At 43.8% G+C, this 21,265-nt stretch carries 23 protein-coding genes; 7 read left to right on the forward strand and 16 right to left on the reverse strand.

From position 1 onward, the window contains the following. Nucleotides 1-328: 328 nt before the first annotated feature. Complete coding sequence (locus tag AMBT_RS13235; RefSeq protein WP_013785137.1) at nucleotides 329-1,180, reverse strand: flagellin N-terminal helical domain-containing protein; 852 nt, start codon at nucleotides 1,178-1,180, stop codon at nucleotides 329-331. A 658-nt stretch (nucleotides 1,181-1,838) separates the two neighbouring features. Next, nucleotides 1,839-2,690, reverse strand: coding sequence for a flagellin N-terminal helical domain-containing protein (locus AMBT_RS13240; protein WP_013785138.1), 852 nt, complete (start codon nucleotides 2,688-2,690; stop codon nucleotides 1,839-1,841). Nucleotides 2,691-2,917: 227 nt separating this feature from the next. Between AMBT_RS13240 and AMBT_RS13245 the strand changes: the two genes are divergently transcribed. Further along, nucleotides 2,918-3,904 carry a hypothetical protein gene (locus AMBT_RS13245; RefSeq protein WP_013785139.1) on the forward strand — a complete coding sequence of 329 codons (987 nt, stop codon included), beginning with the start codon at nucleotides 2,918-2,920 and terminating at the stop codon, nucleotides 3,902-3,904. On the opposite strand, the gene flgL is transcribed toward AMBT_RS13245, so the two are convergent. From flgL to AMBT_RS13310, 13 genes are all read right to left on the reverse strand, one after another. Continuing rightward, nucleotides 3,881-5,104, reverse strand: a complete 1,224-nt coding sequence (gene flgL, locus AMBT_RS13250) for a flagellar hook-associated protein FlgL (RefSeq protein ID WP_013785140.1) — start codon at nucleotides 5,102-5,104, stop codon at nucleotides 3,881-3,883. The genes AMBT_RS13245 and flgL overlap by 24 nt on opposite strands. A 6-nt stretch (nucleotides 5,105-5,110) precedes the next feature. Then, the gene (flgK, locus tag AMBT_RS13255) at nucleotides 5,111-7,240 is read right to left on the reverse strand and encodes a flagellar hook-associated protein FlgK (RefSeq protein WP_013785141.1); all 2,130 of its coding nucleotides are present in this window, start codon (nucleotides 7,238-7,240) and stop codon (nucleotides 5,111-5,113) included. A gap of 17 nt (nucleotides 7,241-7,257) precedes the next feature. Further along, entirely contained in the window at nucleotides 7,258-8,208 is a 951-nt protein-coding gene (gene flgJ, locus AMBT_RS13260) for a flagellar assembly peptidoglycan hydrolase FlgJ (protein ID WP_013785142.1), read from the reverse strand. Further along, complete coding sequence (locus tag AMBT_RS13265; RefSeq protein WP_013785143.1) at nucleotides 8,208-9,320, reverse strand: flagellar basal body P-ring protein FlgI; 1,113 nt, start codon at nucleotides 9,318-9,320, stop codon at nucleotides 8,208-8,210. The genes flgJ and AMBT_RS13265 overlap by 1 nt, the downstream gene beginning before the upstream one ends. Before the next feature lie 20 nt (nucleotides 9,321-9,340). After that, nucleotides 9,341-10,021, reverse strand: coding sequence for a flagellar basal body L-ring protein FlgH (gene flgH / locus AMBT_RS13270; protein WP_041453000.1), 681 nt, complete (start codon nucleotides 10,019-10,021; stop codon nucleotides 9,341-9,343). Between the two features lie 11 nt (nucleotides 10,022-10,032). Beyond that, a complete protein-coding gene (gene flgG, locus AMBT_RS13275; protein ID WP_013785145.1) occupies nucleotides 10,033-10,821 on the reverse strand; it encodes a flagellar basal-body rod protein FlgG in 789 nt (262 codons plus the stop codon). Between the two features lie 48 nt (nucleotides 10,822-10,869). Then, complete coding sequence (locus AMBT_RS13280) at nucleotides 10,870-11,613, reverse strand: flagellar basal-body rod protein FlgF (protein ID WP_013785146.1); 744 nt, start codon at nucleotides 11,611-11,613, stop codon at nucleotides 10,870-10,872. 127 nt (nucleotides 11,614-11,740) lie between these two features. Continuing rightward, nucleotides 11,741-13,117, reverse strand: a complete 1,377-nt coding sequence (gene flgE, locus AMBT_RS13285) for a flagellar hook protein FlgE (protein ID WP_013785147.1) — start codon at nucleotides 13,115-13,117, stop codon at nucleotides 11,741-11,743. Nucleotides 13,118-13,131: 14 nt separating this feature from the next. Continuing rightward, nucleotides 13,132-13,821 (reverse strand): flagellar hook assembly protein FlgD, encoded by a 690-nt coding sequence (gene flgD, locus AMBT_RS13290; RefSeq protein WP_013785148.1) that lies wholly within the window; start codon nucleotides 13,819-13,821, stop codon nucleotides 13,132-13,134. A gap of 31 nt (nucleotides 13,822-13,852) precedes the next feature. Next, a complete protein-coding gene (flgC, locus tag AMBT_RS13295) occupies nucleotides 13,853-14,275 on the reverse strand; it encodes a flagellar basal body rod protein FlgC (RefSeq protein WP_013785149.1) in 423 nt (140 codons plus the stop codon). Between the two features lie 2 nt (nucleotides 14,276-14,277). Continuing rightward, nucleotides 14,278-14,709, reverse strand: coding sequence for a flagellar basal body rod protein FlgB (gene flgB / locus AMBT_RS13300; protein ID WP_013785150.1), 432 nt, complete (start codon nucleotides 14,707-14,709; stop codon nucleotides 14,278-14,280). Between the two features lie 178 nt (nucleotides 14,710-14,887). After that, nucleotides 14,888-15,718 (reverse strand): CheR family methyltransferase, encoded by an 831-nt coding sequence (locus tag AMBT_RS13305; protein WP_041452574.1) that lies wholly within the window; start codon nucleotides 15,716-15,718, stop codon nucleotides 14,888-14,890. A gap of 14 nt (nucleotides 15,719-15,732) precedes the next feature. Beyond that, nucleotides 15,733-16,662 (reverse strand): chemotaxis protein CheV, encoded by a 930-nt coding sequence (locus tag AMBT_RS13310; RefSeq protein WP_013785152.1) that lies wholly within the window; start codon nucleotides 16,660-16,662, stop codon nucleotides 15,733-15,735. A gap of 208 nt (nucleotides 16,663-16,870) precedes the next feature. Here AMBT_RS13310 and flgA point away from each other — a divergent pair, with 208 nt between their 5' ends. From flgA to flgN, 3 genes are all read left to right on the forward strand, one after another. After that, the gene (gene flgA, locus AMBT_RS13315) at nucleotides 16,871-17,593 is read left to right on the forward strand and encodes a flagellar basal body P-ring formation chaperone FlgA (protein ID WP_013785153.1); all 723 of its coding nucleotides are present in this window, start codon (nucleotides 16,871-16,873) and stop codon (nucleotides 17,591-17,593) included. 103 nt (nucleotides 17,594-17,696) lie between these two features. Continuing rightward, nucleotides 17,697-18,029, forward strand: coding sequence for a flagellar biosynthesis anti-sigma factor FlgM (gene flgM, locus AMBT_RS13320; protein ID WP_013785154.1), 333 nt, complete (start codon nucleotides 17,697-17,699; stop codon nucleotides 18,027-18,029). A gap of 10 nt (nucleotides 18,030-18,039) precedes the next feature. Continuing rightward, a complete protein-coding gene (gene flgN / locus AMBT_RS13325) occupies nucleotides 18,040-18,468 on the forward strand; it encodes a flagellar export chaperone FlgN (protein WP_041452575.1) in 429 nt (142 codons plus the stop codon). A 96-nt stretch (nucleotides 18,469-18,564) separates the two neighbouring features. Here the strand turns inward: flgN and AMBT_RS13330 are convergent, their stop codons facing one another. Then, nucleotides 18,565-19,017 carry an LPP20 family lipoprotein gene (locus AMBT_RS13330; protein WP_049791832.1) on the reverse strand — a complete coding sequence of 151 codons (453 nt, stop codon included), beginning with the start codon at nucleotides 19,015-19,017 and terminating at the stop codon, nucleotides 18,565-18,567. A gap of 277 nt (nucleotides 19,018-19,294) precedes the next feature. Between AMBT_RS13330 and AMBT_RS13335 the strand changes: the two genes are divergently transcribed. The 3 genes from AMBT_RS13335 (at nucleotide 19,295) to AMBT_RS22960 (ending at nucleotide 21,261) form a co-directional block, all read left to right on the forward strand. Beyond that, nucleotides 19,295-20,524 (forward strand): flagellar assembly protein T N-terminal domain-containing protein, encoded by a 1,230-nt coding sequence (locus AMBT_RS13335; protein ID WP_013785157.1) that lies wholly within the window; start codon nucleotides 19,295-19,297, stop codon nucleotides 20,522-20,524. Nucleotides 20,525-20,738: 214 nt separating this feature from the next. Then, a complete protein-coding gene (locus tag AMBT_RS22955; RefSeq protein ID WP_232363141.1) occupies nucleotides 20,739-21,002 on the forward strand; it encodes a hypothetical protein in 264 nt (87 codons plus the stop codon). Then, a complete protein-coding gene (locus tag AMBT_RS22960) occupies nucleotides 20,977-21,261 on the forward strand; it encodes a hypothetical protein (RefSeq protein WP_232363142.1) in 285 nt (94 codons plus the stop codon). Before AMBT_RS22955 ends, AMBT_RS22960 begins: the two co-directional genes overlap by 26 nt. Nucleotides 21,262-21,265: the final 4 nt, after the last annotated feature.

The raw sequence follows: 21,265 nt of genomic DNA on the forward strand, positions 1-21,265 counted from the left end.
TTGGCATGGAAGGTGCATTTGTATTTGTGAATCATTAATTTTGCTCAAGTTAATGATTTCAGTTTGGCAGGGTGCTTCGGCTTAGAATAAAAAAAAGGCCGAGACATTAAATCTCGGCCAATCTGCTCACGTTAGGAGATTGAGCAAATACTGTTTCAGTCGGCTGGCAGGGTTTTAGTAGGATAAACTGGCCTCTCAACCAACACTTCTACACTCTCAGTCCTGTTAGTCGGCGCTTTCTCAAAGGGGGCGGCCTTAAATGGCCGCCATTCCTTCATTAGGGGATGGCCTCTCAACTCCTTCCCAATTAAAACGCCTTATTTACTTCTTATCCTAGTAGTGACAATGCCGCTTGTGGACGTTGGTTTGCCTGGGCAAGGATAGTTGTACTTGCTTGTTGAAGAATCTGGTTACGGCTCAACTCTGCCGTTTCGGTGGCAAAATCTGTATCTTTAATTCGTGATCTTGCCGCTGATACGTTCTCAGAAATATTACTTAAGTTTCTGATTGTTGACTGGAAGCGGTTTTGAAGCGCACCCAAGTCTGCGCGAAGACCACCTATTGCAGATATCGCATTATCCACTGAACCAAGTAGCGCTGATGCATTCGTTTCTGTTAATACATCATTATTCCCACCAACAATTCCTAAGCCTGTTGCACTGAAACCATTAATGCCTGCGCGGCCCAATGCTTGTGTCGACAAGTTAACAGAAATTGTTTGTCCCGCATTTGCGCCTACTAAGAAGCGAGCTGAAAATGCGCCAGTGAGTACATCTACGCCAGCGAACTGGGTTGTGGTAGCAATACGTGAAATTTCAGTACGAAGCGCTGACACTTCTTTTTGAAGTGCTAATCTATCCGCAGAAGAGTTAATACCATTTTGCGATTGAATAGCAAGGGTACGAATTCGTTGTAAGGCGGTCGTTGTTTCCTGCATTGCGCCTTCAGCAGTTTGCGATAATGAAATCGCATCGTTTGCATTACGTACCGCTTGGTTTAGGCCTTGAACTTGCGAGGTCATACGGTCAGTAATTTGCAGACCTGCAGCATCATCAGCGGCGCTGTTAATTCTAAAACCAGATGATAAACGTTCAAATGCAGTATCTAAGTTATTGCCTGTTGAAAACAACTGGCGCTGCGCATTAAGCGATGACACATTAGTATTTACGAATAGACTCATGAGAGGTCTCCTAACAGTTTAAGTTTTGCGCTATTGATTTTATTTTTGCGCGATTTAATTAAATATTTTGGCATAGCTTGTGCTTCACATAATTGTCAGGATTTTATTCTGACGCTTTAGCGGGTCACTCCCGGTGAAGCTTGTTACACAGAGAAGGAAACTTCTCTTTTGCTGACTGTCGGGTTTGTTGTTCCAGACCTCAAACCTCTCACTACCTCCTGGCTTCATTCTCGCCAGTCAGCAGCCAATCAGCAAACTTAACTCTTTATCGACTTACCTCACCATTTCCTTTAGAACTTTATGAAAATGTTTTTTCTAATTTTAAGCTATTGATCTCCTGACAATAACTAAAACCTAGCAGTCAATTAACACTCTTTAAAACACCATAAAATTATTGCTTTTATTATTCGTTATAGGCCTTAAAGAGAGGAAGTAATGTTTACCTTCCCTTTGTTATAGTTATCGTACCGGTTAGCCATTTACTTTAGGTTTTTTTGATCTTTTTGAAAAACCTATTTAGTTCAATAACTTAATTCGCAGAAATAAAAAAAGGCCGATTAAAAAATCGGCCTTTTTGGGATTAAATCACTGTGGAACAACTGAGGTTAAAGGTTCACTACCTCCTGGCCTCATTCTCTTACTATTATCAACTAGAGTATTAACCTAGAAGCTGTAGTGCCGCCTGTGGACGCTGATTCGCCTGAGACAACACGGTAGTGCTCGCCTGCTGTAGGATCTGGTTACGGGTCAAGTTAGCAGTCTCTGTGGCAAAATCAGTATCTTTAATTTGCGAACGTGCCGCAGATACGTTTTCAGAGATGTTACTTAAGTTACGAATAGTAGACTGGAAACGGTTTTGAAGCGCACCTAAGTCAGCACGAAGGCCACCTACCGCTGAAATAGCGTTATCTACACTGGCTAACATGCTAGATGCATTTTCACTGGTAAGTACGTTATTAGTGCCGCCAGTAATTCCTAAACCTGTCGCACTGAAACCATCTACATTAGCATTCGCAAGCGGTTGACTTGATAGATTTACAGAAATCGTTTGACCAGCGTTTGCACCTACCAAGAACTTGGCAGAGAAGTCACCTGACAATATATTTACACCAGCGAACTGAGTCGTTGTTGAAATACGCGATATTTCAGTTCTTAATGCAGATACTTCTTTTTGAAGTGCTACACGGTCAGCAGAGCTGTTGATACCGTTCTGTGATTGAATTGCTAGTGTACGAATACGTTGAAGAGAAGTCGTCGTTTCAGACAACGCACCTTCAGCAGTTTGCGATAGTGAGATCGCATCGTTAGCGTTACGTACCGCTTGGTTAAGACCTTGAACTTGTGAAGTCATTCGGTCGGTGATTTGTAGACCTGCGGCGTCATCTGCAGCACTGTTTATACGGAAACCCGAAGACAGACGCTCAAAAGACGTACCCAAAGAATTGCTTACATCAAATAATTGACGCTGAGCATTCAATGAGGAAACATTGGTATTGACGAACATAGACATAAAGTCTCTCCTACACTCTCAGTCCAGCGTGAGCTGGCTGCCGGGGATCCGGCTATTACAATTTTAATAGTCACCAATACCTGAGGGGTAATGATGAACTGGCTCTCTCAGTGTTTGTATCGACATAACAGCAGTTCCCTTTAGAATTATTTACAAAAATTGCCGTAGTGCGGTATAAAATTGCCGTTTAAAATTACATAACAGACGGTTTTTAAAAGGGTATTAGCGTGAATATAAATTTGAAGATTAACGCGGTTGAGCGAATTTCATCGGAAGGTGAGCACTGCGCGTTTACTGATTTAATCGAAAATCCCTTCGACAATAGTCGCAAATCACTACTGTGCTGCTATCGACGAGCCTTGAACCATATAAGCCCAGATGGCGTTGTAATTGTCTGCAAAGAGAATATTGATTCAGGGGCGAAAACTTACCAGCGACTGGCACTACCCTCTTGGGATTTACGCGATCCAAAATTTTGTTTTGATGGACGAAAGTTAATCATCACAGCCTACGCTAAGCACAAAGACGCAAATACGGGCGCGGTAACTACTAAAATGGTGAGTTACTTTTCTACCACGGGAGATTCTTGGTCAACACCTCATTTTTTTGGGCATTCCGGTTGGTGGCTTTGGCGCATCACATGGAACAAGGACAAAGCTTATGGTTTTGCCTATAACCGCAAAAGTCAAAGAATTGATTTGTATGTAGGCAACCCACGCAAACAACTTTACCTTCAAAAGAAAGGCGCTATTTCTTTTGAGAAGCACTCATTTGGCTACCCAAATGAAAGTCATATATTGTTTGATGATACTGATAAAGCAACGGCGATTGTACGCCGAGATGCTGATAGTTTCAGCGCCAAACTAGGTGTCTCATCTCCGCCCTATACCAATTGGAAATGGCACGATTTGAAACAGTACGTTGGAGGGCCGGTTATGTTATCACTTACCGAAAATACGTATGTGGTAGCAGGCAGAAACTGGGATGGTAAAAGTCTGACAACGGCAATTTGGTTACTTTCATCAACTGACTATTCGCTGAAACTTCTGATGACCTTACCGAGTAAAGGAGACAATAGTTACCCGGGGTTAGTATGGCAAGACGACACGCTGTATGTCTCTTATTACTCAGATCATATCGATAACAAAACCCGAGTATATCTTGCTACATTGTCAGGGATGAATAGCCTATTAAATGAAGTTAAACAGGGATAAATTAGACACTTGCGGAAAAGTAGCCAATGCCGCATTGAGTGCCGTTTCTTGTTTGGCAAATTCCGTAGAGGCCTCTGCATAATCAACATCTTGGATTGATGAACGGGATGCCTTTGCTGCAATTTCCATATCAAGGTTACTTTCGTAAGTCGATTCAGCGATATTTAGACGGCTACCTATAGAGGCGCGTTCTAGAGATATTTTTTCTAACCCATTATCTAACCCAACTAATGAGTCGGCAATGGCTTCTTGCAGCGCACTATCATCAATGGTGCTATCCATAAGTATGGTTTGAATTTCATGAAGCGATTGAGCCATACTCTTTTTCTCAGGCGCATCCAAAGAAAAATTAATGGTATCGCCAACGGCAGCACTCGCTTCAAACTGCATACCCTTGATAGTAAATGGGCTACCGGAAGTGTAGCCAACCGTTCCCACAACTGCGCCTGTGCCTGTATTAGTTAACTGTGCTTCTCCTGATGCTAAAAACTCCACTTGATAGTCATTATTAGCACTGGTCACTGGGTCATAATTCTTATTAAAAAAGGTATCAAACGTACCTTGTTCTTTTACCACCGTGTTTTGTAAATCGGCTACTGTACTGCCGGTTACTGAGAAATCAAAACGGGATAGTACGTTCTCAAAAACTTCATAACCGTTGCTGGTAGATTGTATCTTTGAGCTAGACGATAACTGAATAAAACTTACACCTGCATCACCTGAAAATGTAATGGCATTTCCTGATGATGCGGGGTTGTAGGTAAAGGCTTGGTTCGCAGATTGATAACCTGCATACATGTAATTGCCATCGGCATCTTGCGTATTCATTAAGTCGAATATTTCCAACTTAATTTGTTCTAACTCAGCCCCGATAGCGCGTTTATCAGGGTCATCAAGAATACCCGAGCCTGCTTGAACGACTAATGTTCTAGCACGGTTAATCGAATTAGTAATATTCGTTAGCACTGCTTCTTGCTGTTCTAAAGAGCCTGTTACCAAATCATTATTTCGTTGAAATTGCGTCAGCCCATCAAGCTCTTCGGTCAAGCGCAATACTTTTGCAGCGCCCACAGGATCGTCTGCCGGCGTAATGATCCGCTTACCCGTCGCTAACTGCTCTTGCGTTTTAACCAAACCTTCTTGGTTTTCCATAATGGAGCGAATGCTTTGGTCGTAAACTTGACTCGTCGATATACGCATAATCTGTTACCTCGCCGCACTTAGAATGGTGTCGAACAACTCTTGCGCTGTGCTCAAAATTCGTGCTGCGGCAGAATAAGACTGCTGAAACTTAACCAGGTTTGCCGCCTCTTCATCTAGACTTACTCCAGATACTGACTCAAACCAATTTTCTGATTGGGTTTTCATTGCCTCTGCTGAAGTTAACGAAATGTCAGCCATGGCTGCGTCTTCACCAATCCGCCCGACCATAGATGCATAGGCATCTTGAAAAGTACGTTGCTGGTTGGTTGATTCACTGCTCACTTGCACGAGATTCTCGTTCTGCAACGCTGCGATCTCAAGTGCATTACTGTTGTCGTTGAAACCATCAGTGTTGTAACTAATAGTAAAACTATCACCTGCTTTAGGTACACCATCTAAACTGATGTCGTAACCTGGGTAGTTATCTAGTGATGAAAATGCTGCAGGCCAAGCTGGGCTACTGCCACTACTTTCTGCCTGTGCTAATAAGTTGCTTAAATTCGTTGCGCCCGTCACATTGGTAATGACATTTGGCGGTGTCTCTCCATCTAACACTTGATAGCTATCTTCTGCGGTGAAGACGATTTGAGCTGGCGCGCCAAATGTACCACTTGGCGAGCTGGCTAAATCATGTATTCCACCTGCACCATCAAATGCAGATTGTTCGGTACCACCGCCAACTTCCGTGTTGGTAATCGATACCCCACTTACATTGGCGCTACCTAAATTCGTGGCATCTGCTTGAGCTCTTACGGGCGCCGCAAACGCGAGGTCTTCAGGTCTGTTTGTGGCTAGCTCAATGGATGATGCAATCGTTTTAGTCGGTTGCATCAAGAATTCATCGCCAACCGCATAGGTGGAGGTACCGCCAAATTCTACTTCAATACCACCTGGTAATTCATTGAAGCCACTAGTAACGGTGTAGTTTGAATAAACAATATCATTCCCAGATCCGTCTTTTTGCGGTGTACCATCAGGATTTAATAAAGTAATTTCTATTTCGCTAGGAACCCCTGCAGATACCGCAGTCACTTCAATTTGATAATCGGCATCAGTGAGTTCAGCGCCCTTGCCAGCAACAAGCTGCCCAACGACCTGATAGTCTCCGCTGGTATCTTGAGTTTCTAAGCCCCTAAAAGTAGGAATGTCGAAGATATTGCCGCCTAGTTGACCGTCTAAATCCATCCCCAACTTGTTTTGGGTATTTACTGCGTCGGCAAAGGTAACAGAAAGCTGGCCTACGTCGCGCATAGCCGTGCCTAGCACTTCATTTCTGTAACGAAATAATCCGCCGAGGCTGCCCCCTAAGTCACTTTCAACAATACGGATGGTAGTATCGTTTTTCGTTTGAGAACCAAAATCTGTTTCTAACTTAAGTTCTTTGCTGGTTGAATCTGCACTGGTACTTATTTCGAATAAATTAAACGCGCCGTTTTCTAATATGAGTGATTCGCCAGTGGTCAAATTCACGGTAATCGCACCGTTTTGACTTTGACTGTCTTTCACATCGATAGCCATAATAGAGGCAAGCTCTTCAACGGCGGCATCTCGTTTATTCATTAATGCGCTGGGTTCGTCGCTGGTGTTGTTTCCTTTGGCAATGACTATATTTTTGTTGAGTTCGCCAATAGAGCTAATCAAGCTATTGGTTCTGTTCACTAAAGACGTGACTTCAAGGTTAAACTCTTCTTCCTTTTCCACCATGTAATCTGACAGGGTTTTCATACGTTGATACAGCGACTCTGATTTCCCTAATACCTGTTCACGAGACGCTAAGTTTGTGGGGTCGTCTGAGGCAGTTTGTACCGCTGCAAAATAGTCACTAATGCCTTTAGATAAAGAGTTTGCCTCACTGGCTAAAAGGGTATCAATCGCTGAAGTTTTGGAAGAAAAAGCCTCTAGCTCACCTACCGAAGTTATATCGCGGCGAAGCTGGTTTTGCGCAAATACATTTATAATTCGCTCTGTATTTCCGATTTCAACACCGAATACATCACTGTTAACCAGCTCGGTGCGTTCACGTACGTACCCAGGCGTATTTACATTGGCAATATTATTACTGGTAGTTTGTAAAAGCTTACTACTGGCGTTTACACCACTGGTGGCTAGGGAAAATAAATCAACTGCGCTCATATATTAAACCCCTCTTCTTACGGCATTAAGCCGTTAAGCCTATCGCTGTGGTAAACCGCCATGATTTTACTGGCGTAGTTAGGATCCGTAGCATATCCAGCGCTTTGTAGTTCTCGCGTATAACTGTGTGCATCTGAGGTTCGTTCCACCGCTTGCTGATAACGGGGCTGAGTGGTAATAAAACGACCGTAGTCATTAACCGCCTCTTCCAATGACGCATAAGAACGAAAAGCTGCTTTTTGCTTTTGTGGAATACCGCTATTAAATTCAAGTGTGTCGACAACCGCTTGCTCGCCTTCCCACTTCGAGTTCGCTTTAATACCAAAAAGATTGTGCGAACTTTCACCGTCGGCATTGTGAATAACGAACTTACCCCAACCTGTTTCGACCGCAGCCTGCGCGATAATGGCTTTAGCATCCATACCGTACTTTTCAGCCACTTGTTCAGCGTAGGGGCGCAGAGTTTCAACAAAATCTTCAGGGGTATCGAACATGCTGTCTTTTGCGGCTGATTTCACCCCTTTAGATTCAGAAGCGAGCACGGTTTCTTGCGCTTGCTCTACAGCGACAACACGGTCGCGGTTCAACGAATTCAAGTTACCATCACTACGAATAACGCTGGCAGGTAAATAACTGTCTTCGGATTGGCCCATTTGTTTAACGATAATGTCAGCCAACCCCATACCGCCACCTGCCGTTAAATCGGTTGCAAGCTGTTGGTCGTGCATGTCGCGATAAAATTTAACTTGTTGAGAATTGAACGGGCTGTCTTCATCTGCTAGGGCGTCTTGCGCTTTACGCATCGACTTCAGCATCATTTGCACAAATATGGCTTCAAATTGTTCAGCCGCTTCTTGCAATACACTTTCATCACCCGAAGCAATGGCCTCGCGCATTTTATTAATACTGCCAAGATCGTGAACATTGCGTGCCATATCAAGCTGATTTTTTGAGCTGAATGCTTCCATTAGATGATCACCAATTCACCATGTAACGCACCGGCCTGCCTTAATGCTTCTAAAATCGCCATTAAATCACCAGGTGCAGCACCCACCTCATTAACCGCTCGCACTAGCTGATCCAGTGTCACTCCCGGTTCAAAAGAAAACATGCGACTGTCTGATAAATCCACATCAACAATCGACTGTGTTGTCACCACCGTTTCACCATCTGCAAACGCATTTGGCTGGGTAACTTGTTGGTTTTCTGAAATTGTCACCGTTAACCCGCCATGGGTAATAGCAGCAGGTAGTAGACGCACGTCTCGACCAATCACAATCGTACCGGTACGGCTATTAATAACAACCCGCGCAGGGGCATCGGCCGGCGTGAATTCAAAATTTTCGAGTGTGGCCAAAAAGCCCACTCGCTGACCAACATCTCGTGGCGCTGATACACGCACTGACGCGGCATCAATCGGCGTAGCTATGGAATAACCTTTTTCTGGCTGTGCACCCAATCGCTCGTTAATCACATCAGCTAACGCTTTTGCTGTTGAAAAGTCAGGGTAATGCAAGTTAAGTGTTAATGAATCGCCATTAGCGAAACCGCTTGGTACGGTTTGCTCTACCATAGCGCCATTAGGAATACGGCCTACGGTCGGTGTATTGACCACAATTCGCGAACCATCACCGCCTTGTGCGCCAAAGCCACTCACTACCAAGCTACCTTGCGCTACTGCATACACTTTGCCATCTACACCCCGAAGAAATGTCTGTAACAGCGTACCGCCTTGCAAGCTACTCGCTTCACCAACTGACGACACGGTAATATCAATGGTTTGCCCTGGCTTAGTAAATGCTGGCAATTCTGCGTGAACAGCCACCGCTGCCACGTTTTTGATTTTGGGTTTAGTGTTGGAATCTAAGCTAATACCAAAGTTACTTAGCATGGTACGAAAGCTTTGCTCGGTGAAAGGACTCTGTTCACCAGTGCCAGGTAAACCGACTACCAAGCCATAGCCTACTAATTGGTTGCTTCTCACCCCTTGGATACTTGCCAAGTCTTTGATGCGTTGTGCATTAACATTGCTAGATAGCACCAGTGTTAATGCGATAAGTACTACTGAAAACAAACGCATAATAATTCTCCTAGCCCCGCTTAAAGCGGCCACCATGATGATGTGAAAAACTTCGTAAGCCAGCCTTTTTCCTGCGCACTAGCAAAAGAGCCCGTACCGCTATATTGAATTCTGGCATTGGCAATTTTTGTCGATAACACTTCATTTTCGGGGCTAATGTCAGATAAGCGAATGATACCCGTCAAACGAATGTATTCATCGCCATGGTTTAAGGTGAGCCACTTTTCGCCGCGAATAACTAAATTGTCATTGGGTAGCACTTCCACTACGGTGACAGAGATATTTCCCGATAAACTGTTACTTTGGTTTGTTGCTGCATCACCTTCGAACTCATTAGATGAACTCACGCCAAGCTGAACAGATTGACCCCCAATATTTAACGGCTGGCCACCTAATCCGGTGATCGTGTCTAAATCTACCGTGGTATCTTTTGATGTCGACGTGCCAGCTGATTTACTCGCGTTGGTATTTTCACTCAACGTGATAGTAATAATGTCGCCAACCCGTCTAGCTGTCATATCTGAATACAAGCTATTGGCCATGTATGAGCGGAACAGCGAACCATCTTCTACAATCTTCTCACGAGGATAATCAGGTACCACTGGGGCAAACGACGGGTCGTTTGCTTGAACCGGTGGCTGGTTAGTGCTTGCACAACCTGCCATTATTGTCACTGAAAGAAAGAGTCCGAGAATTCGCATAACATTACTCACTAAAGTTGCTGAATGACTTGCCCAAGCATCTGATCCACCGACGAAATCACTTTCGAGTTCATCTCGTACAAACGTTGACTTTCAATCAAATTAACCAGCTCTTCGGTCACATTCACGTTACTGGTTTCTAGCGTACCTTGTGCAATAGTGCCTATACCTTGAAGGCCTGGCACACCTTGAATAGGTGCGCCACTTGATGCGGTTTCAACGTAGAGGTTCTGTCCTATAGGCTGAAGGCCAGTTGGGTTAATGAAGTCTGATAGGTTCATTTGGCCAAGCACTTGCGGCTCGGCTTGACCACGAATTGACACGCTAATTTCACCGTCTTGTGAAATGGTAATTTGCTGCGCATCCTCTGGAATTGCCACTTCAGGTTGGAGTAAAAAACCCGCGCCAGAAGTCACTATCTGACCTTGATCGTTCATTGAAAACTGACCATTTCTTGAGTAGGCAATGGTGCCGTCAGGCTGCAATATTTCAAAATAACCGCGCCCCTGAATAGACATATCTAACGCATTATCCGTGGTTAGCAAGTTGCCTTGGGTATGTGCTTTTTGTGTTGATACCACCTTTGAACCAGAACCTAACATAAGGCCAGAAGGTAATTCGGTATCAGCTGATGAGCGGCCACCAGGTTGGTTTATATTCTGATAAAGCAAATCTTCAAAAATTGCTCTGTCTTTTTTAAAGCCTACCGTTGATGCGTTAGCCAGGTTGTTCGATACCACCGCGACATCTGTTTGTGCGGCATCAAGACCTGTTTTACTTATCCACAATGCTGGGTGCATGGCGACCTCCTAACCTTTAAAGTTCGTATAACAAAATTGTTAACTATTCTATAGAATGCGCAGTAATTGGTTGCCGCGAGCATCTAGCTCATCAGCTTGCTTCATCATCTTCACTTGAAGCTCATAGTGGCGCTGAAGGCTTATCATATTGACCATTTCGTCAACGGCATTCACGTTCGAGCCTTCCAACATGCCAGACATTACTTTCACACCAGCACTTGCTGGGGCTACCGTGCCGTCTTCCATTCTAAATAAACCATCAGTGCCTCGTTCCATATCGGCATAGTTCGGCTTAACCAGTTTCAACCGGCCAACATCTTCAATTACATTTTCTGGCGCGCCAAGCTGTCTCATTGACAACGTGCCGTCCATACCGATATCTAAATTATCTAGCGGCACAGGAAGGAAAATTGGACCGTTATCGCCTAAAACGGGGCGATTGTGCACATCTGTCAAAATACCGTCGTCACCAAGCTTAAAGTTACCGTCACGAGAATAGGCTTCTTGCCCATTGTCATCTTGAACGGCAAACCAGCCATCGCCTTGTATCGCAACGTCTAAATCACGACCCGTTTGAATCATAGGACCTGATTCATAGTTGTTTGACGGACTTTCGGTCATTGAAAAAACGCGAGACGGCAAACCTTCGCCGTAGGCAGGCATTGACCTTGCCTGTTCTAACTGAGCTCTAAACCCAGTTGTTTGCGCGTTAGCCAAGTTATTGGCACGAAGCCCAGTACCTAAAAGGTCTTGAGATGCACCACTGGCAGCAATGTAGAGAAGTTTGTCCATGACTGACTTTTGACTCTGGTTAAACCATATACAGGTTTTGCAATCCCAGTGCCAACATGCACAAATAGAAGTGGATACAAAAAAACCGCAACTAAAGTTGCGGTTTTTGCTAGTTAAACGTCAATGTTTATCGGATGTTCAGGATAGTCTGGTTAAGCGAGTTATTCACTTCGAGTGCTCGAGAGTTAGCCTGGAAGTTCCGCTGTGCAATAATCATATCGATAAGCTCAGTGGTTAGGTTAACGTTGGCTTGTTCAAGGGCTGATGAGTTAATTTCACCGAAAGTCCCCGTCGTCGCTTCACCCGCCAATGCTTCACCAGATAGGATACTTTCTTTCCACTCAGTGCTGCTTTGCTGCGTTAAGCCCTGCTCATTAGCAAATCTCACTAAGGCCACACGCACGATAGGTTCTGACGTACCGTTTGAGAACGTCGCTCGAACCAAGCCGTCTGGGCCAATATCAATACCCGTCAAACGACCAACAGGCAAACCATCTTGCTCTAATGACGTCACTTCGAATGCTGATGCGTATTGCGTAGGTTCCACCGTGGTAGCATTTGAAGGGTCTAAGTTAAAATCGATCCCTATTTGTTGAGTCGCATCCGCCCCATTTGATAATGCAGAACCTAGCGCTTCAGTCGTTAACTTGTAATCGGTAGTTTGAATGCCATCTGGTGATTCAATACCAATAAAGTCACCACCTTGAGAAAACACAAGCTTAGCTGCTGTAACGCCGTTACCCGTGTTAGTACCCAGCGAGTTTACCGCTGTAGTTGGGTCGGAATCAGTACCGGTAGAATTCACTAAATCAGTAAGTTGATCGTCTACCGCTGTCGCCACATACCATTCATTGTCTGCCGCTACATCTTTAACGAAGTAATAAGTCATCACGTGGCTGTCGCCTAGTGAGTCATAAACCGTTACCGAGGTTGCCGCATTGTAGGTAAGTGGATCTTGTGGATCAAATGCGGCTGGATCTAATCCCTGATCACCAGCAGGTAAGTTCATACGAATATCAACTTCTGAGGTTTGTGCTGGAGAACCTGATGAATCTGGGATTTGCACTGGCTCTGTGGTACTCAATGCAACCGATGAACTGGTAGAGTCTGAATTAACAGGGAAACCTAAAAGTAAGTCGCCGTTACTGTTAACCACGTAGTTGTCGTCATCTAACTTGAATTGACCGGCACGGGTAAACGAGAAGTCTCGTGAGGTTTCATCAGGCACGGTGGCAAAGAAACCATTCCCAGTAATCGCCAAATCAAGTGCAGTATTGGTGAATTGCAAGCTACCTTGCGAAAACTGCTGGGCCACATCTTGTGTCAAAACACCGTCGCCCACTTTGGTTTTACTTCCAGCCAATAGTGATGTGGCGTACACGTCGCCGAATTCAGCGCGAGACTCTTTAAAGCCAACAGTATTTACGTTTGCGATGTTATTCGCGGTTACATCTAAATCTTTTTGTGCGGCAGCTACGCCACTTAGTGCAATATTAAAAGACATGCTTCTTTCTCCTGCTAACTGCCGATTTGAATAACGTCATCAAGACTAATGCTGACTTCGCCATCTAAATTTAAAATTACGCCCTGACCACTGCCGGCCAAACTAACACTTCCTACATGACGATTAATGGCAGTATTCAATTGAACGCCTTCACCGTTTAATTCGCCTGTAGCACTGATTACGTAGTCACCCGCTGGCATATCGTTGCCTTGGGTGTCCTTGCCATCCCATTCAAATTGAATGTTGCCAGCGGCTTGTGTGCCAGCATCAATAGTCTTAATCACTTCACCGTATTGATTTTCAACAGTGATAGTCATGTTTTGTACGCTCTGCTCATTGACCACAACACCCGATACGCCTGCAGCGTCGCTAGACATGTGCCCTACGTTGCCCTGTACCAACACGTTCTGACCAATCAAGCTAGATGCTTGCAATGCTTGGTTAGATGTCATCGAGGCGGCGAATGACTCGAACTTATCATTCAACTGAGAAATACCATCAGCCATAGTGAATGATGTCATTTGCGCTACCATCTGATCGTTATCTACGGGTTTAGTAGGATCCTGATTCGCTAATTGCTCGGTTAACATGGCAAAAAAGTCTTCTTGCGAAAGCTGTTGCTCTGTTCCATCGACAACCGGAACCGTCTCTTCTTGCCAGTAGAGTTCGTTGTTCAGGCCAGTGGTGTTGTTAATTGTGGTCACAGTATTTTCCTCACATTACCTATGCGGCAACTTATTGCCCTTGTCCTAGTTGCAATACCCGACGGAATATCCGTTTGGTGGTATCAGCAACCTGAACGTTGGTTTCATAGGCTTTTGACGCCGACATCATATTTGCCATTTCTTCAACGATGTTGACGTTTGGCTTATAGATATAACCCTCTTCGTCAGCCATTGGGTTATGCGGGGCATACTCAACTTGCAATGGCGCATCGCTTTCTACAATTCCCTTAACTTCAACACCCACACCCTTGCTTTGATCGCCCATAGCTCGCTGCAACTCAGCGGCAAACACTGGGTGTCTTGCACGATACGTTTCGTCATAACTACTGCTTACCGAATTCGCGTTAGCAATGTTACTAGCAGTGGTGTTTAAACGAACATTTTCAGCTTCCATACCGGTACTGGAAATTGACATCACATTAAATAAGCTCATGATTACTGGCCTCCAGAACTAAGGGCTTTTTTCATACCTTTAACTTTACCGTTAATAAACTCAAGTGTGGCTTGGTAACGTAAACCGTTATCTAAAAAGCGGTTACGTTCTGCCTGTACTTCAACCGTATTGCCGTCTCCGGTATCCGGTTGAGTGGGTATGCGGTATTGCATTTCAAAATTTGATGCAACCGACGATACATCGCCACCTATGTGTTTATCGTGAGTTCTTACTAAGCTTCCACCGCCCAATTTGTGCTGCCCATCTTGGGCGCTCATGGCTGACTCCATCGCTTTATTAAAGTCGATGTCTTTCGCCTTATAACCAGGGGTATTGGCGTTCGCTAGGTTTCCAGAGATGACTTCCATTCTGTCGGTGCGTATTGCTAACGCCGACTGATGAAACCCGACTAACTTGTCGAGATTTATGGCCATATTGAAAACTCCTCGCTGCGAAATTCCGGAAATACGCCATCAATAAATAATGACGAATTATCTGTTATAGGATTTTACTAGCAAGGCAGATGCCAACCTGAAGGTTGGCACTGTGTAAAAATGAGAAAAGTAATAGAGGGGATTTTAAATGTTTTATTAAATTCAGTACGTTAGGTATTTATTTCTTCTGATAGTACAAGCCAGGATTACATTTGATCATGGCATACGTATCGCTTGCCGCACTGATAGATTCAGACGCGCCAAGGAAAAGGACACCGGCAGGTTGCAGCTGTCCGGCAATTTGTTGCAGTATCTTTTGTTTCACATCTGCCGAAAAATAAATCAGCACATTGCGGCAAAAAACGATGTCGAAGCGGCCAAGTGCTGCATAGGAGGTTAACAAATTCAAACTTCTGAATGAGACCATGTTGCGCACTTCTGGCTTTACCTGCATCTGCCCACTTTCATGAGGTTGGAAGAACATAGCCCTACGTTGTGGCGATAACCCTCTAGCAAGCGAAAGTTCATCGTATAGCCCTTGGCTACACTTGCTGAGCATTTCAGAAGAAAGGTCAGTGGCTATAATTTCAACCCCTTGCCTAAGCAATCCGGGTCGCTGTTTTTGAAACTCTAATATCGACATAGCAATAGAATAAGGCTCTTGTCCAGACGAACAAGCTGCACTCCAAATTCTTAGCTTTTGATTTTTCGTTGCAAGTTGAGGAAGTAAATCGCGTAGTAGCAACTCAAATGGATAGGTATCTCTAAACCACAACGTTTCATTTGTGGTCATCGCATCGATGACGCTTTGCAAAAGGTTACGATCGTAACCCTTTACAACCACATCAATAAGCGCATCAGTATTGTCATAGTCATGCTTATATAACAAAGACGCAAGCCTACTTCTTACAAGATATTGTTTGTTTTCCCCGAGTACTATTCCGCATTGTTTCTCGAGGAAGTGCCGAAACTTTTCATAGCTTGCCGGCGACACATTTTTATTATCCAACCCCTACTGCTCCGTTATTCACAATCCGTCATTAACCACTTCTGAACTGCTGTCGCTAGTTCATCGGGGTGAAATTTCGCAATAAAGTCATCCGCTCCCACTTTCTGGACCATGGCTTGATTGAATACACCACTTAAAGATGTGTGAAGTACAACATGAAGCTTTTGAAGTTCTGGTGTATTTTTAATTTCCGCCGTAAGGGTGTAACCGTCCATCTCTGGCATTTCTATGTCAGACACTAGCACCCCAATTCGCTTGGTAATATCACCATATTCTTCAGCGATTTCCTTCAAGCGGTTTAACGCTTCTAAACCATTCTTTGCCAGCTCAATTTCTAACCCAAGTGAGGTTAGCGCTTTTTTAACCTGGTTTCTTGCCACCGCTGAATCATCAGCAATGAAGATAATTTTATCTTCCTTACCTTCCGTAGTTAGCCCTTCGGCAACATCTGCGCTTACTTCTGCATTTAGCGGTGAAATTTCATTGAGGATTTTTTCTACGTCGAGAATTTCAATTAATTCGTTTTCTACTTCAGTAACAGCGGTTAAGTAACTTGCTCGGCCTGTCCCTTGGGGAGGCGGCATGATGGCATCCCAGTTGGTATTAATGATGCGCTCAACAGCGCCCACTAAAAAGCCTTGTACAGAACGGTTGTATTCAGCAATAACGATAAACGCATTTGATAAATCTTCAATACGCTTGCCACCCGTCGCCATGCTTAAATCGATGACAGAAATAGTTTGCCCACGAATATGTGCTACTCCGCGAACTAACGAGTTCAACTTTGGCATTGAAGTCAGTGGTGGACACTGGAGCACTTCACGTACTTTAAACACGTTGATACCAAAGCGTTGACGGCCATTAAGCCTGAACAACAATAACTCAAGACGGTTTTGACCAACTAATTGGGTTCGTTGGTTAACCGAGTCTAAAATTCCCGACATATCTCACCTCTTTTTAATACTGGGCATGATCATTGCCTTCACTAAAGAGAATAGACAATATCACTAAATGTATGCAGGTCAAACGACAGAAAAATGACGGTTTCGCTGCATGTACAACTTAATCACGGACGTACGCAAGTTATTGTCTCAACCTAATTTGTCTTATAAGCATAGACAATAACTCAGTAAGTGAACACAAAAAGTGACTATGAAAAATTTAAAAAACGTAAAATCTTGGCTTACAGGAGTTCGTCTGCCACTTTTCACTGTTGTGGTGACCGTTGCTTTAGCGCCTTACAGTTACGCTGAAACAATGCACGATGTAGTGAATAAGGGCGCAGAAGAATACCTGCTGTCGGCGCTTAGTATACACGATGAAAACACCGATATTGCTGTGAGCATTGCTGAAGTAGACGAAAGAATTAATATTCCTCAGTGTCCAACCGGATTTCAATTTCACGCGTCTGATGAATCTTTGAACCAATCGTATGTTTCGGTACGGGTAAGTTGCACAAATAATGACTGGTACTTGTTTACCAGCGCCCAAGTGACAAGAACGAAAGAAATTGTGGTTACTTCTGGCGCGGTTAGCCCTGGCACTGTGCTTTCTGCATCTAATCTGACGTTGGCATCCGTAGATATAAAGCGTCTTCGATACAGTGCATTTACTGATGTAGATGCATTGATTGGCGCTCGAATGAAACGCCGAATTGTTGATGGCCAAGCTGTGCAATCCAATATGCTATGCTTTGTGTGCAAGGGCGATAGAATTACCATTCGTGCATCATTGGGTGGGATGGCGGTTAAAACATCTGGAATAGCACAACAAGATGGTGTTATTGGCGATACCATAAAGGTGCTCAATGCCAGTAGCCAAAAGCCCGTGATAGCGGAAGTCGCCAGCGCTCAAGAAGTCGTGGTACACTTGTAGTTCAGCGTGCTAAAAAACTACGTTTTCGTCGTATAAAAGCCTAAAGAAAAGAAGGCTCGTGCCGATAACTTATACAGAGGCGAAAAGGTAGTGGAGAAATATTATGGCAATTAACAATGTAAACAGTGGGTTACCCAAAACACCCGTTGATAATACAAAAATTTCGCAACAGAATCAGACGCAGCAGTCGCAACAGCAACAAGCGACGTCGAACAATGCATCTGTTGCTCAAGCACCACGACAAGATTCAGTATCTTTGACTCAGTCTGCACAGCAGTTGAATCAAGTTCAGAAGAAAGGATCTGAAGCGCCTGTGAATCAGGAAAAAGTTGATCGTCTTAAAAAGGCGATATCAAGTGGTGAATATAAAGTTAACCCTGAAGTGTTAGCGAATAAAATCGCTAAGCTTGAGGGTGAGATTTTTGGCCAAAAGTAATTAGGTTTTTATGACTAGTCATCTTTATTCAGCGTTATCACAACAGGTCTCTAACTTAGAGAGCCTGTGCTTGATGCTGGAAAAAGAATTACATTTGATTAGTTCACGAGATGCAGAAACCTTAATGAGCCTGTTATCAGATAAGTCTGAATTGCTAGAGTCTATTCAGTCTACCGACCAAAAAGTCGAGGCGTTATACCGCCAAACTACAGAAGAAACGATTAGTGCAGATGAACAAGGGTTGATGGATAAAGCGAAAAGTCTGTTAGAAGACTGTAAGTATAAAACCCAAATTAATCAGAAAGCCGTAGAGCAAGGACAGCTTCGCCTCACACACTTACGGAATCTGATGTTAGAAGTTCGCGCTAAAGAATCGTTAACCTACGATAAGAAAGGCAAGCCAAATGCGGGCCGCTTAGGTTCAGGTATTAGCGCTTAAGTAATGCACTCATCACCGAAAGCCCAATTAAAAACAAAAAAGCGCGTTTAAAACGCGCTTTTTTTATGAGTGCTATTTAGTCATACATCGAAATACTTAATAGTATTTGATGTCTTTTATTCTTTGTGGCTTCGCTGTCGTCAAATAAATGTCGTACACGTGATGCATATCTAGCTCAAGTTCGGTGGCATAGGTGTCTTCACCCACGGGGTAACTTTTTATTACCCTAGCCCCTCTAATAACGCCCTCTACAGAAGCCCGCAAGGTTTCATTATCCACCACAAGGCTAGACAGTGATTGATTACCTTCAATACGCTGTCCGTACACCTGCTCTGCAAGTTCTCTGTAAGCCTCTAGTTTTGATGCTTTAATTGCCATCAAGGTTTTCACGGTTTCGCTTTCACCCCGTTGCGACATAATTGGGGCATATCCAACGGCACTTAGCACAGGGTAACTGTCTGGCTCAACCGTCTCCCACTCCACATGTTTGTCTACAAATAGACTACATCCTGATAAACCTGTTAGTGCAGCAAATAAAGCCATCGTCATCCATGCTCGGCTACGAATCAATTTTTCAAAAAACACCATTAGAGAAACCTCATTCTCAATTTTTCTATTAGTGGATAAGCAATCTTTACGCCTAAATTTTAAATTTGAAACATTGGCATCTATTTCGCTTATATTCCGCATATGTGGGTTGGAGCAAAAATTGAAACATAAATTGAAATAAAGCTGACAACGAAGCTAATACAAAGAGAATACTGGCTTAAATTAACTGATGTAGTGCCCGCTCCCGCTTCTCGCACTACAACAAAAGGACAAGACTGTGCTTGGCATACAAACATTCGCTAAATTACTTTTAGTTAGCATATCTTCTGTAAAAAGAAGATATTTAGCTAGATACGCCAATGCCGCCTTTTTTATGGCGCTATTTTGCCTTGCAATAGGGTCAACAGGGCAAAGCTATGCCGCTTGGTATGAGGCCAAAGGCCAAGCAGTTATCGTGAATGGCAATAAAGAAAAAGCCCGTAGAGACGCCACAGAAGAAGCTTTAAAACAGGCATTATTATTCGCAGGTGCCTCGATAAACAGTGTTCAGCAACTCACGAATGGGTTACTTGAACGTGAAGACATTACCATTAGTAGTTCAGGTGAAGTGGATCATCTCGAGCTCACAGATGAAATATGGCATAGCGACTATGTTACCGTAAGCGTCAGGGCGGATATCTTTCCTGCGGCTAAACAATGTACCGCAGTTGAGTATGATAAAAATATTGCCACCAGTTACTTCATGGTAGAAAACCGCAATCATTTAGTTGAAGGAAAAATCCCTAACTTTTCCGAGGCAGTCACAAGAAAGCTGGCTACCGAAATGTCGGCACAGGCCCAGAATTTAAATTTAGCTTACATTGCTCCACACACCACACGATGGGGAGTGAATGGGCTTGAAGAAAATGTGCGTGCATTGTCGCGACAGTCAAATGCACAGTTTGTTTTAATTGGCAGCATTAGTGACGTGAGTGTTGAAAGACAACGTCCTTCTTCTTTTGCATTCTGGAAAGAAGAAAAAGCCACCCGTTACTTTTCGCTAAGTATTAAAGTTTTTGACGGTATAAATAGCGGCCTGCTACTGCAGCAAGATTACGTTACTGAAGCAGCGTGGCCTTTTGACCGGTTTACCGATGTAGACGAATTTTCGTCGACCTTTTGGCGGACAGAATACGGCAAGGCAATTAAAAAGCAGATGCAGCAGTTAACCGCTGATATTAATGAGACTATTGCTTGTCAGCCCATGACTGGCAGAGTGCTTAATGTTGCGGGTTCACATATTTCAGTATCATTGGGCCGTGATAATGGCATCAAGAACGGTGATGAACTTTTTGTGTATCAAACCAGCGAAATTATCGACCGGCACGGTAAGGCCTATTTGCAGTACCATATTTACCCTGGAGCATTTGTTGTTGAAAATGCTTATGGCAATACGGCAAGATTGATTCACAAAGACAGTGGCATTGTTGCGAATATTCAAGAGAGTGATTTCGTTATCAAACGATAACCATGATGATTCTCTTTTGAATAGCACTTGGCTTCACATTTCGCCCATGCTATACCTATACTCAGGTATGGATATCTATATATAAATGCAGGAGCACCGCCTATAAGGTGCTTATAATTTCGTATAATAAATAATTAAAAAATAAATCATGACCCTTTCGATATTAGCGTCAAACTGCTTCGTAGTTTTAGCTCTTATATTGACAGGACAGCAATTGAAGGATCATCTGTCTATAGAGTTCCCCGTATTAGAAATGGAAGTGAAAACGCGATTTGGGGATAATAAAGCTCTAGATGTCAAAGAGTTAGAAGAAAAACTAAGTCAGCTAAACAATCTTTCAGTATCCGCTCAGTTAGAGGGTGTTAACCGCTTCTTTGACGAGCATATCCAATATGCCACCGACGACATTGTTTTCAAACAAAAAGACTACTGGGCTACCCCTGCCGAGCTTTTTGGCCATTCCCGTGGAGATTGGTAGAAGCCGCGTAACGCAAGCTCATATGGTATTGGGGTATTACGAAACTCCGTCTTCAGACCCTTTGGTCTTAGACAGTCTTGTTTCTGAGATATTGCCTGGTTCGAAACGAACCGATCTCGTGCCTGTATTTAGCTTTAATGACGCTGGCATTTGGTCGCCGGGCAAAACAAAGCAGGTCTCCACTTCTACCAGTAGACTATCTCGGTGGCGCAACGTTATTGAGCGCATGAAACGTGAGGGAATAAAAAGACAATCTTGAGGAG

Source organism: Alteromonas naphthalenivorans (assembly GCF_000213655.1).
Taxonomy (GTDB): domain Bacteria; phylum Pseudomonadota; class Gammaproteobacteria; order Enterobacterales; family Alteromonadaceae; genus Alteromonas; species Alteromonas naphthalenivorans.

Bases quoted from the DNA above. Each gene is read 5' to 3' on its own strand.
- AMBT_RS13235 (WP_013785137.1), bottom strand. From the start codon at position 1,180: ATGAGTCTATTCGTAAATACTAATGTGTCATCGCTTAATGCGCAGCGC.
- AMBT_RS13265 (WP_013785143.1), bottom strand. From the start codon at position 9,320: ATGCGTTTGTTTTCAGTAGTACTTATCGCATTAACACTGGTGCTATCT.
- flgM (WP_013785154.1), top strand. From the start codon at position 17,697: ATGGCAATTAACAATGTAAACAGTGGGTTACCCAAAACACCCGTTGAT.
- flgL (WP_013785140.1), bottom strand. From the start codon at position 5,104: ATGCGTATATCGACGAGTCAAGTTTACGACCAAAGCATTCGCTCCATT.
- AMBT_RS13240 (WP_013785138.1), bottom strand. From the start codon at position 2,690: ATGTCTATGTTCGTCAATACCAATGTTTCCTCATTGAATGCTCAGCGT.
- flgC (WP_013785149.1), bottom strand. From the start codon at position 14,275: ATGAGCTTATTTAATGTGATGTCAATTTCCAGTACCGGTATGGAAGCT.
- flgK (WP_013785141.1), bottom strand. From the start codon at position 7,240: ATGAGCGCAGTTGATTTATTTTCCCTAGCCACCAGTGGTGTAAACGCC.
- flgJ (WP_013785142.1), bottom strand. From the start codon at position 8,208: ATGGAAGCATTCAGCTCAAAAAATCAGCTTGATATGGCACGCAATGTT.
- AMBT_RS13330 (WP_049791832.1), bottom strand. From the start codon at position 19,017: ATGACGATGGCTTTATTTGCTGCACTAACAGGTTTATCAGGATGTAGT.
- flgN (WP_041452575.1), top strand. From the start codon at position 18,040: ATGACTAGTCATCTTTATTCAGCGTTATCACAACAGGTCTCTAACTTA.
- flgB (WP_013785150.1), bottom strand. From the start codon at position 14,709: ATGGCCATAAATCTCGACAAGTTAGTCGGGTTTCATCAGTCGGCGTTA.
- flgG (WP_013785145.1), bottom strand. From the start codon at position 10,821: ATGCACCCAGCATTGTGGATAAGTAAAACAGGTCTTGATGCCGCACAA.
- flgE (WP_013785147.1), bottom strand. From the start codon at position 13,117: ATGTCTTTTAATATTGCACTAAGTGGCGTAGCTGCCGCACAAAAAGAT.
- flgA (WP_013785153.1), top strand. From the start codon at position 16,871: ATGAAAAATTTAAAAAACGTAAAATCTTGGCTTACAGGAGTTCGTCTG.
- flgH (WP_041453000.1), bottom strand. From the start codon at position 10,021: ATGCGAATTCTCGGACTCTTTCTTTCAGTGACAATAATGGCAGGTTGT.
- AMBT_RS13310 (WP_013785152.1), bottom strand. From the start codon at position 16,662: ATGTCGGGAATTTTAGACTCGGTTAACCAACGAACCCAATTAGTTGGT.
- AMBT_RS13280 (WP_013785146.1), bottom strand. From the start codon at position 11,613: ATGGACAAACTTCTCTACATTGCTGCCAGTGGTGCATCTCAAGACCTT.